The sequence below is a fragment of the Parafrankia sp. BMG5.11 genome (genome assembly GCF_004337455.1).
In genome coordinates this window covers 13,394-28,811 of sequence record NZ_SJXI01000073.1, presented here as the reverse complement: position 1 = coordinate 28,811, position 15,418 = coordinate 13,394, and the positions used below count along the sequence as shown (strand labels likewise).

The 15,418-nt window shown below is 69.8% G+C and carries 17 protein-coding genes and 2 pseudogenes; 6 read left to right on the top strand and 13 right to left on the bottom strand.

Translation table 11 applies throughout. The features are described 5' to 3' along the window. The first annotated feature begins 121 nt into the window (after nt 1–121). Nucleotides 122–796, top strand: coding sequence for a hypothetical protein (locus E0504_RS37760; protein WP_146776707.1), 675 nt, complete (start codon nt 122–124; stop codon nt 794–796). Between the two features lie 831 nt (nt 797–1,627). Then, complete coding sequence (locus E0504_RS37755; protein ID WP_112106469.1) at nt 1,628–2,215, top strand: DJ-1/PfpI family protein; 588 nt, start codon at nt 1,628–1,630, stop codon at nt 2,213–2,215. Nucleotides 2,216–2,412: 197 nt separating this feature from the next. Here E0504_RS37755 and E0504_RS37750 read toward each other — a convergent pair whose 3' ends face one another. The 4 genes and pseudogenes from E0504_RS37750 to E0504_RS37735 form a co-directional block, all read right to left on the bottom strand. Then, nucleotides 2,413–3,813 (bottom strand): phenylacetate--CoA ligase family protein, encoded by a 1,401-nt coding sequence (locus E0504_RS37750; protein ID WP_165938740.1) that lies wholly within the window; start codon nt 3,811–3,813, stop codon nt 2,413–2,415. A gap of 10 nt (nt 3,814–3,823) precedes the next feature. Continuing rightward, nucleotides 3,824–4,039, bottom strand: a complete 216-nt coding sequence (locus tag E0504_RS50785; protein WP_160144279.1) for a hypothetical protein — start codon at nt 4,037–4,039, stop codon at nt 3,824–3,826. A 153-nt stretch (nt 4,040–4,192) separates the two neighbouring features. Further along, a pseudogene (locus tag E0504_RS53675) lies at nt 4,193–4,573 on the bottom strand (transposase); the annotation flags it as partial. Between the two features lie 18 nt (nt 4,574–4,591). Further along, nucleotides 4,592–6,496, bottom strand: a complete 1,905-nt coding sequence (locus tag E0504_RS37735) for a recombinase family protein (protein ID WP_243657798.1) — start codon at nt 6,494–6,496, stop codon at nt 4,592–4,594. Here E0504_RS37735 and E0504_RS37730 point away from each other — a divergent pair. Further along, nucleotides 6,415–6,756, top strand: coding sequence for a dienelactone hydrolase family protein (locus E0504_RS37730; protein WP_306769296.1), 342 nt, complete (start codon nt 6,415–6,417; stop codon nt 6,754–6,756). The genes E0504_RS37735 and E0504_RS37730 overlap by 82 nt on opposite strands. A gap of 139 nt (nt 6,757–6,895) precedes the next feature. Here E0504_RS37730 and E0504_RS37725 read toward each other — a convergent pair whose 3' ends face one another. Beyond that, a complete protein-coding gene (locus E0504_RS37725; protein ID WP_112106468.1) occupies nt 6,896–7,519 on the bottom strand; it encodes a TetR/AcrR family transcriptional regulator in 624 nt (207 codons plus the stop codon). Between the two features lie 88 nt (nt 7,520–7,607). On the opposite strand from E0504_RS37725, the gene E0504_RS37720 reads away from it, so the two are divergent. Continuing rightward, complete coding sequence (locus tag E0504_RS37720; RefSeq protein ID WP_112106467.1) at nt 7,608–8,375, top strand: SDR family oxidoreductase; 768 nt, start codon at nt 7,608–7,610, stop codon at nt 8,373–8,375. A 60-nt stretch (nt 8,376–8,435) separates the two neighbouring features. On the opposite strand, the gene E0504_RS37715 is transcribed toward E0504_RS37720, so the two are convergent. The 5 genes and pseudogenes from E0504_RS37715 to E0504_RS54545 form a co-directional block, all read right to left on the bottom strand. After that, complete coding sequence (locus tag E0504_RS37715) at nt 8,436–9,326, bottom strand: MerR family transcriptional regulator (protein WP_071059737.1); 891 nt, start codon at nt 9,324–9,326, stop codon at nt 8,436–8,438. 129 nt (nt 9,327–9,455) lie between these two features. After that, nucleotides 9,456–9,767, bottom strand: a complete 312-nt coding sequence (locus E0504_RS37710) for a MazF family transcriptional regulator (RefSeq protein WP_112106466.1) — start codon at nt 9,765–9,767, stop codon at nt 9,456–9,458. Then, nucleotides 9,764–10,024: a toxin-antitoxin system HicB family antitoxin gene (locus E0504_RS37705; RefSeq protein WP_071059735.1), complete on the bottom strand. Its 261-nt coding sequence runs from the start codon at nt 10,022–10,024 to the stop codon at nt 9,764–9,766. Before E0504_RS37705 ends, E0504_RS37710 begins: the two co-directional genes overlap by 4 nt. A 231-nt stretch (nt 10,025–10,255) precedes the next feature. Next, a complete protein-coding gene (locus E0504_RS52635; RefSeq protein WP_373693978.1) occupies nt 10,256–11,095 on the bottom strand; it encodes an alpha/beta fold hydrolase in 840 nt (279 codons plus the stop codon). Continuing rightward, a pseudogene (locus E0504_RS54545) lies at nt 11,013–11,369 on the bottom strand (epoxide hydrolase N-terminal domain-containing protein); the annotation flags it as partial. The pseudogene E0504_RS54545 and the gene E0504_RS52635, both read right to left, overlap by 83 nt. Nucleotides 11,370–11,484: 115 nt before the next feature. On the opposite strand from E0504_RS54545, the gene E0504_RS37695 reads away from it, so the two are divergent. Beyond that, nucleotides 11,485–12,108, top strand: coding sequence for a CGNR zinc finger domain-containing protein (locus tag E0504_RS37695; RefSeq protein WP_112106465.1), 624 nt, complete (start codon nt 11,485–11,487; stop codon nt 12,106–12,108). 229 nt (nt 12,109–12,337) lie between these two features. On the opposite strand, the gene E0504_RS52630 is transcribed toward E0504_RS37695, so the two are convergent. The 3 genes from E0504_RS52630 to E0504_RS37680 all read right to left on the bottom strand — a co-directional run bounded on the left by E0504_RS52630 (nt 12,338) and on the right by E0504_RS37680 (nt 14,428). Continuing rightward, on the bottom strand, nt 12,338–12,502 hold the full coding sequence (locus tag E0504_RS52630) for a hypothetical protein (RefSeq protein WP_235014008.1): 165 nt from the start codon (nt 12,500–12,502) through the stop codon (nt 12,338–12,340). Between the two features lie 331 nt (nt 12,503–12,833). Then, the gene (locus E0504_RS37685; protein WP_112106464.1) at nt 12,834–14,063 is read right to left on the bottom strand and encodes an RNA polymerase sigma factor; all 1,230 of its coding nucleotides are present in this window, start codon (nt 14,061–14,063) and stop codon (nt 12,834–12,836) included. Beyond that, the gene (locus E0504_RS37680; RefSeq protein WP_112106519.1) at nt 14,060–14,428 is read right to left on the bottom strand and encodes a YciI family protein; all 369 of its coding nucleotides are present in this window, start codon (nt 14,426–14,428) and stop codon (nt 14,060–14,062) included. Before E0504_RS37680 ends, E0504_RS37685 begins: the two co-directional genes overlap by 4 nt. A 204-nt stretch (nt 14,429–14,632) precedes the next feature. Here E0504_RS37680 and E0504_RS37675 point away from each other — a divergent pair, with 204 nt between their 5' ends. Beyond that, the gene (locus E0504_RS37675) at nt 14,633–15,277 is read left to right on the top strand and encodes a dihydrofolate reductase family protein (RefSeq protein ID WP_131626805.1); all 645 of its coding nucleotides are present in this window, start codon (nt 14,633–14,635) and stop codon (nt 15,275–15,277) included. The last annotated feature ends 141 nt before the right edge of the window (nt 15,278–15,418 follow it).

The window sequence follows — 15,418 nt, the reverse complement described above, 5'->3', positions numbered from 1 at the left end:
CCCGGCGGTCCTGGGTCCTGTCGCGACGGCCGCTGCCGACGTCGGCCCCTGCGCTCCAAGGCCAGCGCAGTGTTAGAAACCAGCGGGCCACCGCGGCCGTGCCGAGCAGTCCGGATCCCTCATGGACGAAGCCGCTGTAGTCGCGGTCGACGCCCACGTTCACGATGGGGACCTGAATTCCTCGTGCGGCGAAACGGTCGCGACAGTGCGTGGAATTGGCGTTGGCGGCCTGTTCGTCGCCGGGGCTGAGATACAGCCGTGTGGGAGCGGTCGGAGTCCAGTCGGAACAGACGCTGTCGAGTTCCGCCAGCGCGGTCGCGAACGCGCCGGTGGGATGGGCCAGCATGGCGAAGCCCTGCGGTGTCAGCAGCTCGGACAAGGTGTCGGGCAGGTCGTTGAGAACCTCAATTCCTGGGTGCGTGCCGTCGAACAGTTCGGAGACGTCGACGTAGCGGGGTTGGAAGATCTCGTTCGGCGCATCATAGATGTGGTGAAGCCGGTTGAACGCGACAAGCAGGTACGTCATGTAGGCAACGGTGAACTTCGGGTGCAGCTCCCCGTTGAGCGCGGCGGGGATCTCCGCATTCTGGAAGGCGTAGGCGCCGCTGATCGGCGCGAGGCCGCCCAGCTGGAACCATGGGTCCGCACCGCCCTGCAGGGCCCGGCCCAGTCCCAGCGCAGCGGACGCGCCCTGCGAGAAGCCGGTGGCCAGCACGTCACGTCGGAGCTGCTTGCCCCTGTCGGCCAGGAAGGCACGGGCGGCCCGCAGCAGGTCGAGGGAGGCCGTGGTCTCTGACGGGACATCCATCCACGGGTGCGGTCCCGGCCCTTCGCCGAGACCGAGGTAGTCGGGGGCCACCGCGGCGAAACCGGCGGACGCGAAGGTCACAGGTGGGGCGGTGAGAAATCCGTCGGACGACGTGGAGGGCGCGTCGTCCCTGAACATCTGCGTGCCGTGCGCGAAGGAAACCGGCTGTAGCCATTTCCGGTCATTCAGGGGGACGGCCAGCAGGCCACTCGCCGTGGTCGGCGCCCCGCCGGGGTCGACCGTCCGGTACACCAGTTGATAGGTGCTGACCCCGTACCGGTCGGTTCCCGCATCGAAACTCTCCTCGCGAAGAAAGGCATCGACGTCGGCCCGATCAGTCAGCGTGGCGAGGGGCGCCCACGACACCAGCTCGCCACGCCACCCGGCGCCGCGTCCGGATTCGTCACCGTGGTCTGGTGTACTGATGTAATCGTGCCGGTCGGCGGCGAGTGCCGGGGCCACGGAGGTCCCAGCAACCATGAGTGCGGCGGTCATTATTCCGGACACGGCCAAGAAGCCAGCCCTCGGACGGTTCGACCACCGGAACTGCGCATGTCGACTGTTGTTAGACGTTGCGGTGCATGAAGTTAGGCGTCGTCGACGCTTTGTGACCGCCGGTCTCCTGGTGTCTTAGTGGTGGGGTTTAAGGAGCCTTCTCGGTGGGGTTTCCCCCACTGCAGCACGGGCAGTGCGGGTATCAGCCACCGGGCTGACGCGGGCGGCCCTCGTGCTGCCTCTGCCGGACTCTGGAGCGGTCCCGCCGCGATAGCCGAGGTGAACGGGGTCGGAGTCAGGGCCCGGACCTGTGAAGGTGGGCGTGTGAAAACCATCGGGATTCTGCTGTTCGACGGCTTTGAGGAACTCGACGCGGTCGGGCCGTGGGAAGTGCTCTCGTTCTGGGCCCGCCGGTTTCCTGACGACGGCTGGCGGGTCACCGCGCTCTCCCGAGACGGCACGCCGGTCAGGGCCGCCAAGGGACTCGTCGTCCACCCCGAGTACTCGTACGAGACGTCTCCGCCGCTCGACGTGCTGATCTATCCCGGTGGGCAGGGCACCCGCGCCCACCTGGACGACGAGGGGCAGCTCGACTGGGTGCGCCGGCAACGTGCGCAGGTGCCGCTCATGGCCAGCGTGTGTACCGGCTCGCTGGTGTACGCGCGAGCCGGGTTGCTGGCGGGGCGACCGGCGACGACCCACTGGGGATCGCTCGATCTGCTGCGCGAGCTCGACCCGACGCTCACGGCCCGTCCCGACGACCGTTTCGTCGACGACGGCGACATGGTCACTTCGGCAGGTGTCAGCGCGGGCATCGACATGGCACTGCACCTCGTGGCGCGTCTCCAGGACGTCGAGCGCGCACGACAGGTTCGGCGCGGCATCCAGTACGACCCGCGACCGCCGATCTGATCCGGCCCGTCGTGCTGTCGGGCTGGACGTTCACGATGCTGGGGCAGGCAGGGAACGAGAGTCGGTGGATACGCACGCACCGAAGCGGACGAGCTGCTGACCGACGACCCGTTGGCCACCCCGGGCATGCCGGTGCCGCTGTGCGCATATCCGCAGGATTCACCCTGATACCGATCTTGACGTCGGGATGTAAGCGGTTAGCCACTCAGCGCGATGAACCGCTTGAGCTTGCCTGTCGAGGCGTGCCGGGGGATCTGCTCGACGACGCTTACGCTGATGTCGGGATTCGTAAGTCCATACGGCCGCAGCGAGAAGGCCAGCGCCGCGGCTACCACGGCGGCGTCGGGTGACCCGACCACGAGCACGTCCGCCCCGCCCGCGGTCTGACGCACCTGATACTCCGAGATCAGCGGGTCGGTACCCAGCACGTACCGGAATGCGCTCGCCGGGACCATTCGCCGCCCGTAGCGGAAGTCGTCGTCACGCCGACCGACGATGTCGGCGACGCGCGGCATCGAACTGCCACATGCGCAGCGGCCGGGCAGCAGCGTGATCTCGTCACCGAGGTCATAGCGAACAAACGGAAACGTGCGCCCCGCGAGCCCGGTCGCGAGCGTGCGTGCCGCCGGCTCATCGGGAGCGACCGAGCGCCCGGCCGCATCGACCCGCTCGAGGATCACCTCGTCCTCGCAGATGTGAAGGCCGTCGCCGTGGCCGCAGCCGACTGCCTGGACGCCGATCTCGGTCGAGCCCCACAGGTTGTGGACGGGGGCGCCCCAGGCGGTGTCGATCGCGTGGCGGTCCTGTGCGCTGAGCGGCTCGGAGTTGGTGCTCACCCGAACCGGCCGGATATCGAGCTCTCCCATGATCGCGGCCCGGGCGAGGCGGCCGATCACCGAGGCGTAGCCCACGAGATGGGTCGGCCGCGCGTCCGCCAGGGCGCGCAGCACCTGATCGAACGGCGCCGCCGCCGGGATCACGACGGTCTGCGTCGACGGCCCGGTCGCGACGTCGAACAACGGCGTGCTGGCGTGTGGCGGCTCGCCGGCCTCCACCACGGCCAGTCGCACCGGGCGGCCGGCCGAGCCGGAAGCGCGCTCGCCACGCGCCTGCCATCGCCAGGCGAGACAGGCGAGCGTGACGAACTGCTCCCAGTCCCATACGTAAACGCCGCGCACACCGCTTGAGCCGCCCGAGCTGAATACCTGGAGTCCCGCGGGTGTGTAGGAGAACCAGCCCTGCCGGGCCAGCACCCGCTCGGCGCCCGCACGGTCGATATCGGGCGTGGTGACGATCCTGTCCCATTCATTCTGAATATCCTGCTTGACCATGGCTGGCAGCCGTGCGAGGTCGTCGACCGTCGCCGTGGCCGGGTCGATGTCGGCCATCCGGGCCGCGTGGAACGGCGAGCGTTCGCGCGCGAACCCCAGCAACGACCGGAGTCGTTCGGTGCGGTAACGCGCGATTCGCTGGCGCGGCCACGCCAGCCGCGCCACATGGTCCTCGATCGCGGCCTGCACAGCGCTCAGGTGCGCTGCGCGCAGACGCTGGTAGGCCGCCTTGGGGTCCTCCCGGGGCACGCACACAGTGTCGGCCACGGCCCAGCGGTCACGCCAGCCGCGCGGCGGCGGCAGTGAGCCGACGGCCGACACCGTCAGGGCAATGGTGACGGATCGCCCAGCCCGCCAGCCACAGCCCCAGCCCCAGCACACGGCCCAGGCCCAGGCCTTCGTCCAGGCCGGCGCTACCCGTCTCGGTCTGTCCGCCGCGGCGGACGTCCTCGCCGAGATGCCGCCAGCGCCGTGATGCCCTGACCGCGAACACGAGCGCGCCGCCGGCTTGCTGGACCTGCCAGCCAACCGGCGGCGTACTGCCGTGACGCGACCGCGATCGGCGACCCGGTACCCGCTTCCGAGTCAGTGGCGACTCTGGGATCCGGATCGGAGTACCTGTCGGGAATCGCGCTAGGCCTGCCGTTTAACCTGCTTGCTTCCCGACCACCGCATCCGTTGGGTCTGTTCTGATTTTTCCGATGGTGGGATGAGGCGGGCGGTGGCGGTTGGTTGAGCCGCGGGGCCTGCCGGGTCCTGGTCGGCTGGGTTTCGGTGCGCGGGCCGGTAGTGGGGTGTTCGGGCGGAGGTGGCGAAACCCGTGCCGGACTCGGGCGGGCGTGAGCCGGCCGGCTGGCGCGGGTTTCTCCCAGGGGCGGCGTAGGTCGCGGGTCAGGGGTCGGGCGAGGCGGAGCTGGGTGTGGGCGGCGATGATTAGCCAGGTCCAGCGGTCGGCGGCCTGCGGGGTGCGGATCTTCGGGCGGGTCCAGCCGAGGGTCTGTTTGAACAGGCGGAAGGTGTGTTCGACGAGCAAGCCGCAGTGCTGTCATAGCTGCGACTGTTCGGCATCGCCGTCGGTTCCTTCCTTGTCGATGTTGTCGATGCTGGCTGCTTGATTGGTCAGCCAGGGGCGCCGGTTGTGCTGGCCGCGGGGCACTTGGTGCAGGGAGCGCAGGCGTTCGACCTCTGTGGCGTCGGCACGCACGACCATCAGCCGGGCTCGGGGGTGGAGGTATCCGGTGGCCCAGCCGCGGCGGACCCAGGCGTCGAGGGTGATCGCGGGCATGCCCAGCTGCTCGGCCAGGTCCCGCAGCCACCATTCATGTTCGCCCAGGTCCGGGCGGGCGCGGCGGGCTCGGGCGCGGGTGCGCTGGATACCCAGTGCCCGCAGCAGATCGTTGACCGCGTTGGGGGTGAAGGCCGCGCTGCGTTTGGGCGGGCGAAAGCCCTCGGCGTTGAGGCGTTCGGCGATCTGCCTGGTCGTGTGCCCGGCCTCGACCAGCTCGCGGGCCCTGGCGGCGAGCTGGGGGTAGTAGCTGAGTTGGGTCAGACAGGCGACCGGGCGGACGGTGCGCGTGTGGGTGCGATGCCCGCCCGCCCAGACGATCTCTACCTCCACCTGCTCGGTGGTGCCGACCACCGTGACGCGGACCTGTTCGATCAGATGCCGGATCAGCTGCTTGCGGTCGGCGTCGGTGGTGCTGGGTGCATGCCAGATGCCGGGGATGTCGGCGGCCAGAGAGCGGATCTGGTCGCGTTCGGTGGCGGTCAGGGTGCGCGGGCGGGCGGCGGTGAATCGGTCGTATTCCTCGCCCAGCCGCTTACGTTCGGCCAGGGCGGCTTCCCAGTCGGCCTCCAGCTGGCGCACTACCAGCCGGTTCTCCGGCTCGGCGAGCCGGTAGCAGCGCCGGGCCCGGTCCGCGGCGAACTCGGCGCGTTCCAGGCGCTGACGCCAGATCCGGTCCACCTGCGCGCGCTGGGCGGCGACCTGGTCGGCCGCGGCCAGGGAAACCTCGAGTGCGGCCGGGGCCATCGCCGCCAGCAGCAGCGCGCAGACACAGGCGTCCACGCACGGCCCGGCGAGCTGCTGGCACGCCTCGGCCGCGTAGTCGACCTTGTCCCGATTGCAGACGTAGGTCGGGTGCAGCCTGCCGCCCGGCCCGCGCTGATAACGCACTGTCATCTTTTTGCCGCATCGGCCGCAGACCATCAGCCCGGCCAGCAGGGCCGGGCTGTTGCGCACCGCACCGAGGCTGTCGGCACGGGCCCGGTTGGCGTCCATCCGCTCAAGGTTTCGCTCGTACTGCTCGACACTGATGTAGGACGGCCAGACCCCGGGCAGGAACACGAGCCATTCCCCGCGGTTGCAGCGCACCCGCCCGGTGAACGGCCGGTCCGCGCGCCGCCGCCTGGGGTCCAGTGTGCTGCGGCCATACGCGTAGATGCCAGCGTAGGCGGGGTTGTGGAGCATGTTGGTCAGCGTGACCCGGCTCGGTCGCCGCCAGGCCAGCTCCCCGCGCTCGGGGCCCTCGCGTATCCGCACCCCCAGCAGAACACCGTTGTCGACCAGGAAAGCCAGCACCGCGCCGATCGTCCCGAGCCGCTCGAACAGGTCGAAGACCAGACCGACCGTGGCGCGGACCTGCTCGTCGGGGTCCAGGGCCACCTCGCCGGACGCGCGGCGCACGAACCCGATCGGCAGTGGCACCACCAGCGCTCCGCGCCGAGCCTTGGAGATCCGTCCGTTCCACATCCGCTGCCTGATCAGGTGCAGTTCAGCCTCGCTGATCGTGCCCTTGAGGCCCAGCAGCATGCGGTCGTTGTACTCGGCCGGGTCGTAGACACCGTCCACATCCCCCAGCAGCGCGTCTGACAGAGCACACAATTCGAGCAACTGATGCCATTCACGGCCCGAGCGGGCCAGCCGGGACATCTCGATGCGATATTCCACTCAGTCAGCCGGAACCCACGCTGGAGCTGACCCGGGGAATCAGCGGAGAGTTGCTGTTCGTCATCGGAGAAAAGGATTTTCTGATCGACTCGGATCAGGTCGAAAAGATTTCCTCGGCACTGCGCACCGCCGGGGTCCGGCACGAGGTCGTGGTCTATCCGGAGGTTCAGCACGCCTTCTTCTGGCCCGACACCCCGGCCTTCGACCAGGCGGCCCGGGACGATGCCATGAAAAGAGTCCTCGCGCTGCTCTCCCGGTAGCCGGGAGCCGCGCGAACCCTGAGTCCACTTGTCGGAAAGAGCGAGTGGGACGTCAGTGTTCGGGCATGGCCAGGCCCATCACCGCCCACTGACCCTCGCCGAGCCTGAGGCGGCCGGACCGGGGGCGGTGAGCTCGGCGTCAGGGCGTGGCCGTCTCCGCCGGCCACGCGGCCCGCGCCACGTCGACGACGGCGAGCAGGTCCGTCGCGTCGGCGCCGTCGCGTGCCTGTTGCGACATGCCCTGTAGCACGGCGCCCACGTACCGGGCGAGCGCGTCGGCGCGGGTCGCGACGGGCAGCACCCCGGCGGCGATGTCGGCCGCGATCTGCTCGCGCAATGCCGCGGTGTTTGCCTCCCGACGCTCCCGCAGCAGCGCCTCGACGTCGGCCGACGCGGTGCCGCAGTTCACCGCGGCGCTCAGGATGAGACATCCGCGCGGGCGATCGGGCCGGGTGTACTCGATCGCCGCGGCCCGCAGCGCGCGGTGGACCCCGCGGCCCACCGTCTCCTCCGCCGCCAGCGCCCGGTCGAAGAAGGCGCCGTAGGAGCCGGTGTACGTGTCGACCACCTCGCGGAACAGGGCGCGTTTGTCCCCGAAGGCCGCGTACAGGCTCGGCGCGGCGATGCCCATCCGCGCGGTGAGCTCCGCCATGGAGACGGCGTCGAACCCGCGCTGCCAGAACTCGAACATCGCCAGCTCGAGCGCCCGCGCCCGGTCGAACGTGCGGCGTCTGCCGGGGCGGGGGGAGTCTGCCGTCGCCATTGACGCATTCTATAGCGATCGCTAAAGTTCACCCCGAGATCTGTAATGATCGTTAAAGATCTAACCTGCGACGGAAGAGGGGAACGCGATGGCACGTCTCGACGGCAGGACCGCGCTGGTCACGGGGGCCAGCCGGGGTATCGGACGGACGATCGCGCAACGCCTGGCGGCCGACGGTGCCCTGGTCGCCGTGCACTACGGCAGGGACGAGGCCGCGGCGAAGGAGACGGTCCTGCGCATCGTCGGGGCGGGCGGCCGGGCCTTCACCGTCAGGGCCGACCTCGAGGCGCCCGACGCCGCGTGCGCCCTCTGGGCGGCTTTCGACGCCGGGCTGGCCGAGATCCACGTGGAGCCCGGGGTGGACATACTGGTCAACAACGCCGGTATCTCGTCCTCCAGCGACCTCGTCGGCACCGACGTGGCGGAGTTCGACCGTGTCTTCGCGGTCAACGTCCGGGCGCCCTTCTTCGTCATCCAGGAAGCGCTGCCGCGGCTGCGTACCGGCGGGCGGATCATCAACATCTCCTCGGGAGTCACCCGGATCGCCGCCCCGGAGATGCTGACGTACGCGATGAGCAAGGGCGCACTGAACACGCTGAGCCACAGTCTGGCGAAGGGACTCGGCGCGCGTGGGATCACGGTCAACGCGGTTTCGCCCGGCATCGTCGACGTGGACAGCAATGCGATGTGGCTGCGGAACGATCCCGAGCAGGTCGCGCTGTGGAGCTCGTTCTCCGCCCTCGACCGGATCGGGCAGCCCGCCGACATCGCCGACGTGGTGGCGTTCATCGCTTCCGACGATGCCCGCTGGATCACCGGCCAGGTCATCGACGCCACCGGCGGGGCGAAGCTCTGACGCCCACGCCACCCCCGCTTCGGACGGACGCTCGGGCGCGGGAGCTGGGAACGCGGGATGTCAGGCGTGGGCGCGCAGCGCCCGGGCGTACCACTCCCAGGTGTCGACGATGTCCTCGGGCGCCTGGCTGGGAGCCCAGCCGTTGATGATGCCGACGAGGGTCCAGTAACGGCCGACCCGGCGGTCGGTGAAGGCCTCTATGCGCTCGGCCCTGCGCGCGCGGTCCTCCGCGGGGCCCGGGCTGAGGGCGTCGAGGCGCTCGATCACAGCCAGGGCGTCAGCGGAAGCGGGGTCGACCCCGGCCCGGGCGGCGGGTCCGGCGAGTTCGCCGACAGCCTTGCCGACCTCGAACTGCGCCACATCCGGCTCCGGCCCTTCGGCGCGGGCGCGCTCGGCCATCCGGCGGCTGGTGGCGACGAAGTCGGGGTCGCGCAGCAGCTCGGCGATCTCCACCCAGGCCGCGACCTGTTCCGGGGTCGGGTCCTCGGGGAGCTCGGGCGCGCCCATGGCCAGCCTGTCGGCGACAGTGCTGGGGTTGTCGCCGAAGACGGCGTCGAGATAGTCGTCGACGATCCGGCGGCGTTGCTCGGCTGTCAGCTTCGTCAGGTCGGTCATCCGTCGCAGCTCCTCGGGGTCGGTGGATCCGATGAAGGCGCGCAGCACCGCGCGCTGCAGCCGCAGCACGCGGATCTGGGCGTCGAGGGCGCGTACGTGCTCGGCGGCCACCTCATCCAGCGATGTCTCGGCGCTGAGCACCCGCTTGATGTCGTCCAGGCCGACGCCGAGCTCGCGCAGGGTGCGGATGAGTCGCGCCCGGGCCACGGCGTCGGGCCCGAACAGCCGGTAGCCCGACGCCGTGCGTTCCCGCGCGGGCAACACCCCGGCATCGGCGTAGAACCGCAACGTCCGTACCGGCAGTCCGGTGCTCGCCGCGAGCTGGCCGATCATCATGGAGCCGATCCTCGGGTCTCCACCTACTGGAGAGTCAACCGCCTCCACCCGGCCGCGGCCCCCGGGCGACGGCGAGCGTCCACGCGCGGTCGCCGGACTCCGCATCCTTCGGAAAGAGCGAGTGAGACGTCAGCGTTCGGGCGTGGCCAGGATCTTGAAAAGCATGGTGTTGGCGTTGGTGAGCGTCTGGACGTCGACCCGGCGCAGGCACTCATCCAGAGCGGCCTTGGCCACAAACGTGACCAGGCCCATCACAGCCCACTGGCCCTCGCCGAGCCTGACGCAGAATCCCTCGTCGGTGGCATGTTCCACCACCAGTGCGACCAGCACGGTCGGCTCATCGACGATCTCGTTGTAGACCGTGGAGCTGATGACCAGCACCGCCTGGGGGGTCGGCCCGGTGCGGGTGGTCCAGATCTCGCCGCGCCGCGGCGATCTCATTCGGCGGTGCCCGCCAGGTTGGGCAGCCCGGCCGTCCTGAGTGCCTGCTGGTTGGCCTCACCGAAGGCGAGGGCCGCGCGGGCGACTGTCGGGCTCGCCCGCACCCAGGTGGCGTGGGCGGCACAGCGTCGGCGCATGTCCTCGGCGTCGAGCACGCCCTCGACCCAGGCGTTCATCGAAGTGTCCTCGGCCTCGGCATACCGCTTGACCGCTTCGTAGGCCTCGTCCGAAAGCCGAAGCGTGATCGTCCGCGTCATGCACAAGATGCTAGCAAGATCTGATAGCAGAACCTGTGGCAGGCTGGAACGCGTGGCCGCAGTGCCGCGACGAGTGGACATCGGCCACTGAAACTCGCGGGGCGGGGCGGTCAGCGGATCATGTGCTGCTGCTTTCCGTCGCCCGGATGAACCCGGCGAGGTCTGCCGCGAAGACGTCGGGAGCCTCCAGACTCGGGAAGTGCCCACCGCGGGGCGGTTCGGTGAAGTGCGTCAGGTTGCGTGAACGTGCGACGAAGCTGGCCGGCGGAGTCGCGACCCGCGGGTCGGGGAAGGCCGCGAACGCGGAGGCCACCTCGATGACGCGGCGGGCGGAAGCGTGATCGGGTCGGAGAGGAACTCCGCGTAGGCCACCAGCGAACTGGCGACACTGTCCGAGACGAGATAGATCATGATCTCGGTAATGATGTCGTCCAGGGTCAGCGCGGGGCCGTCGCTGGTGCCGTTCTGATCGCTCCACAGGTGGAACTTCTCCAGCACCCACGCGGCGAAGCCGGCCGGGCTGTCCGCCAGGGCTGGTGCCAGTGTGAGCGGCGCTGTCGCCTGCAGGAGGAAGTAGGCGCCCAGCGGGCCGGTGTTCAGGTTGTGTTCCCGCTGAACGAACAGGATCTCGTCCGCCGTTGGATCCTCGACGCCGGTCAGGCCGCTTCCCAGCGGCGCTCCCTCGTGGCGGACGCCGAGGAGAGTGGTGTGTAGCCCAGAGCAGTGGTCCGGGTGGTCGAAAGCCATCCACTCGGCGATCGGCGCACCCTGGTCCCCGCCGTGGACGTAGTACCTGGCCTCCCCGAGGACCTCGGTCAGCAGCCTGTGAAAGAGGTGCCCGGCAGACCGGACGCCGATCGGGGCCGAGGCGGGCGGGGAGAAGCCGTAGCCGGGCAACGACGGGACAACGACGGTCAGCCCGTCCTCCGGATCGCCGCCGGCGGTTTCCGGATGCGCGAGCCTGCTGATGACCGCGGAACGTTGCGAACGAGGTCGGCCATCCGTGCAGCAGCAGCACCGTCGGGGGCGCGGTTCCGGAACCGGGCTCGCGTAGAAGGTGCACCTCGACACCGTCGACGGCGGCGGTGAACTGCTCGAAGGCGTTGAGCTCGCGCTCGTGGCGGCGCCAGTCGTAGTCGGTGAGCCAGTACCGCGTGAGTTCCTCGAGCGCCGTCGGGTCGGTGCCGCACCGCCAGCCAGGCCGCCTCGGCAGGGCCACTGGATCGAATGCGGTGAGTCGCTGGCGGATCTGCTCCAGTGTGTCGTCCGGCGTGTTGATCCGAAACGGCGTCACCCGTCCGGCCTCCACGCCCGATGTCCGTCCGGCCCGCTCTCCAGTCTGCATCTGCCCTGCCCGATCCCTTTCACGTGGCGACCCTCAGATCGCCGCCCTGTCACGGTGACACTAGTTATACAGTTTAATGGTGTCGCTTGCTGGTGGGTGGTTCACTGGTGAGGACATGGACCCCGCGGACGCCTGGTCGGCGCACTACGATGCGCCGCCATCGCTGCGTGTACTGGGGGCGTTCCTCAACTCCGTGGACGAGCGGACCTTCGGTGCCCACCATCCACACGAGCAGTTCACGGCTCCTGAGGCACTGAGCCGCTGGCTCACCGCTCACGGCCTGGCGAGGGAAGGGACGTCCGCGGGTCAGGCCGAGTTCGCGGACGCACTGCGCCTGCGCGCAACGCTGCGCGAAGCCGCGGCGGCCAACCAGCGGACTGAGCGACCGTCGCCGGAGACTGTCGATCTGGGCGACGTGGCCAATCGCCTCACGCTGCGGGTCCGGGTGGGCCCGGGTGGCGTCGAACTCGAGCCCGCAGGAGGCAGCGAGGTCGCCCGGGCGCTGGCGCGGCTCGCGGCTGTCGCGGTCCTGGCAACGGCGGACGGCACCTGGCAGCGCGTGAAGATGTGCGCGGCGCCGGACTGCCGGGTTGTCTTCTATGACGGCTCGAAGCCCCGGACCGGGCGCTGGTGCGCGACCGCCGTCTGCGGCAACCGGGTCAAGACCCGCCGCTACCGGCAGCGCGTCAGCGGAGCCCCCACCGACACCGACACCGACTCCGCTGCTCGACCGGGCTGACCCCCACGGTCACGTCAGCCGACGGACACCGAGGCCCTGGCGGGCCGGGCTACCTGGCCGGATCCAGTGTTTCCCCGGGACGAGCACCCCGAGGCCGAGCAACGCGCTCCGCTCGTCGAAGAACACCAGACGGAGCTGATCCGACCATTGGTGATCGTCAGGATGTCGGTGGCGAGGATGGACAGGAATACCGCGGCTGATCATCGCGGGGCGGGTGATTTTCCGCGGCTCAGCTCAGGCAGGCCAGCAGGCTCTGGAATGCGGACACGTCGCCGTCGACTGGTCCCGTCGTGAGCCGTCCGTTCTGGACGGTGGCGAGCAGGGTGCCGTCGTGGAAACGGAACGAGATCCGAAGCCCCCCGCCCGGGGCCCGGCCGATGTGAACATGTGCCACAGCCCGAGGGCGAACCTGGTGACGGTGGAGACGTCGGGCTTGAAGTCGAGGTAGCGCACCTGCTTGGCGGGATTGCGTTCGGCGGTCTTCTCCGCGTGACTGCCGGACTGCACGTACACCGGCTCGGGATGCCGGAGCCGGTTCGCCTGTGCCCGTCCGTGGTCGGCGCTGAGGCAGCCCACCATGTGCACGATCGACGGGGTCTGGCCTGCTGCCAGAGAGGTGTCGACCGTCGGTCATGTGTCGTCGCTGAAATCCAGGTTGGGCAGGATGGACCCGAACACCAACGCGGCCGCACAGACACCTGCGGAGTCCCTGGGTGGTCCATGCGTCACGCGTGTGCGCCAGACAGGCGGCGTAGGCGGTGCCTGAGGTGGTGTTGCTCCGCGAGATTGACCGTGGCGGCGATGGCTCGCCGGTAGGCCCTGGCCGCGTCGTCCGGTCTGCCGGCCTGCTCCAGGAGGTGGGCGCGTACGGCGTTGAGACGGGGAAGGCCAGGGTGGTCGGCTTCCAGCGCGTCGATCCGGGCGAGGGCGACGTCGATGCCGTCGACCATGGCCTGGGCGACGATCCGGTTGAGGGTGATCGTGGGGTTCCGATGACCGGTCACGATCTCGAGGAGCCGGTAGAGCGCGAGGATCTCGTCCCAGTCGGTTGTCGCGATGTCGGGGGCTTCGGCGTGCAGAGCCGCGATGCAGGCCTGGAGCAGGTAAGGGCCGGGTTCGGCGCCCGGGGTGGCCTGTTCGACGAGCCTGATCCCTTCGTCGATCAGATCCCGGTCCCACAACGCGCGGTCCTGCTCGTCGAGCGACGTGAGGCGCCCGTCCGGCCCCACCCGGGCCGGGTGGCGGGCCTCGGTGAGCAGCATCAGCGCGAGAAGCCCGGTGACCTCGGTGGACTCGGGGACGCTGCGACGAAGGAGCCGGGTCAGGTGAATCGCTTCGACGGCGAGATCCGCGTCGCGGGGAGGCGCGCCGGCGGTTGTGTGGTGCGCCTCAGCGAACATCACGTAGAGCACGTCGAGGACGGCGGTGACGCACTCGCCTGCCTGCCCGGGTGGCGGTAGCGGCCGGCCGAGCTCGCAGAGGCGACGCTTGGCCCGGGTGATCCGTTGGGCGATGGTGCGTTCGGGGACCTGGTAGACGTTGGCGATCTGGGCGGTGGTCAGCCCGGCGACCGCCCGGAGGGTCAGTGCGACCTGTCCGGAGCGTGGCAGGTCGGGGTGGCAGCACAGCTGCAGCACCAGCAGCGAGTCGTCCCGCTGGACGGCCTCCGGCGCCACCGGGGGCTGCAACAACGCGGCGCGGGTCTCGCGGTGTCGGCGCCGGGCATCACTGCGGGCGCGGTCGGCATACCGGCGGCGGGCGGTCGCGATCAGCCAGCCCAGCGGGTCGTCGGGGAACCGCGCCGGCCACTGTTGGTACGCCTGCAGGAGCGCATCCTGGACGGCGTCCTCGCACAGGTCGAACTGGGCGCTGCCATAGCTGCGCAGCAACCGGGCGAGGGCCTGTCGCGCGAGCTCGCGCCACCGGCCCTCGCCGAGGGGTTCAGCTGGGATCATCCCGCTCCGAGGTCGGCGAACATCACCGGCCGAAGCTCGAGGGCGAGGCCGGGGATGTTGGCATCGGGTATCTGCCGGGCCAGCTCCACCGCCCGGGCCTCGTCCTCGACGTCGAGGAGATAGAAGCCGCCCATGAACTCCTTGCTCTCGACGAATGGTCCGTCCGTCACCTCGGGCTGGCCCCCGGAGCTGCGAACGACCTTCGACTGGCTGGGGTCGGCGAGGGCCTGAGCCGCGATGAACTCACCGCGCTCCTTGGTGGCGGCGATGAACGCGCCGTGTCCCTCCTGGATCTGCCGCTGCTGGTCGTCGGTGAGCTGTTCCAGCACAGCCGGGTCGATCTGCATGATGATCAGATACTTCACGGTCTCCTCCTTGGCGAAGCAGCCACCCGCGCGGCGGCTCACCAGGTGGTCGTCGCCGACAGTGCTCCCGCGACACTACGCAGCCAGGAATCTCCACCACGGCAGCCAGGAATCTCCGCCGTCGTTGTCGCGCGGGGCGTGTCGGCGACGACCACCTGGTGAGCCGCCGCGACAGGCGAGCCGCCCACGTTCAGGAGGTAGGCCATGACACAGCGGGTCCGGGTCCACTGCTTCAGCGTCAGCCAGGACGGGATCGGAGCGGGCGAGGAGCAAAGCCTCGAACGCCCGTTCGGCCAGGTGGACCCTGGTGACCTGTTCGCCTGGGCCGGTGCCACGGACAGCTGGGTTCACCGCACCGATCCCGGCGGCACCCGAGGGCTCGACGACTACGTCGTACGTGACTTCACCCGTAACGTCGGCGCCGAGATCATGGGGCGCAACAAGTTCGGTCCGATCCGTGGCCCCTGGCCGGGCCACGAGTGGCAGGGCTGGTGGGGAGACGAGCCCCCCTTCCACACGCCGGTCTTCGTGCTCACGCATCACGTTCGGCCGTCGTTCACCCTGAGCGACACGACCTTCCACTTCCTCGACGCGACGCCGCACGAAGCACTGAAGCAGGCGAAGGCCGCCGCCGACGGCCGGGACGTGCGCATCGGCGGTGGCGTCACGACCATCCGCGAGTTCCTCGACGCGGACCTGATCGACGAGATGCACATCGCCGTCGGCCCGCATGAACTCGGCAGTGGTCTCCGTCTCTGGGACAACCCGGACGAGCTGACCGACCGCTACCACCTGGAACGCGTGCCAAGCCCGAGCGGTGTCGTGCACCACTTCTTCTGGCGGCGATAGGTACGCGGCAACAGACACCGACTGAGGAGTTGACCGTCATGAGTGACGCAGCTCGGGTCGCCTTGTCTCGGACCAGGTCGGCGCCGGGCAGCCGTCACGTGGCGCGACGTGGCCGACCGCGCGGCGAACCGGCCCGCGGTC

What these genes read in the sequence shown, in the direction of transcription:
- E0504_RS37705 (WP_071059735.1), bottom strand. Translation starts at nt 10,024, where the DNA reads ATGACGCGGACGATCACGCTTCGGCTTTCGGACGAGGCCTACGAAGCG.
- E0504_RS37715 (WP_071059737.1), bottom strand. Translation starts at nt 9,326, where the DNA reads ATGATGATCGGCCAGCTCGCGGCGAGCACCGGACTGCCGGTACGGACG.
- E0504_RS37675 (WP_131626805.1), top strand. Translation starts at nt 14,633, where the DNA reads ATGACACAGCGGGTCCGGGTCCACTGCTTCAGCGTCAGCCAGGACGGG.
- E0504_RS37720 (WP_112106467.1), top strand. Translation starts at nt 7,608, where the DNA reads ATGGCACGTCTCGACGGCAGGACCGCGCTGGTCACGGGGGCCAGCCGG.
- E0504_RS37695 (WP_112106465.1), top strand. Translation starts at nt 11,485, where the DNA reads ATGGACCCCGCGGACGCCTGGTCGGCGCACTACGATGCGCCGCCATCG.
- E0504_RS37760 (WP_146776707.1), top strand. Translation starts at nt 122, where the DNA reads ATGGACGAAGCCGCTGTAGTCGCGGTCGACGCCCACGTTCACGATGGG.
- E0504_RS37710 (WP_112106466.1), bottom strand. Translation starts at nt 9,767, where the DNA reads ATGAGATCGCCGCGGCGCGGCGAGATCTGGACCACCCGCACCGGGCCG.
- E0504_RS37725 (WP_112106468.1), bottom strand. Translation starts at nt 7,519, where the DNA reads ATGGCGACGGCAGACTCCCCCCGCCCCGGCAGACGCCGCACGTTCGAC.
- E0504_RS37685 (WP_112106464.1), bottom strand. Translation starts at nt 14,063, where the DNA reads ATGATCCCAGCTGAACCCCTCGGCGAGGGCCGGTGGCGCGAGCTCGCG.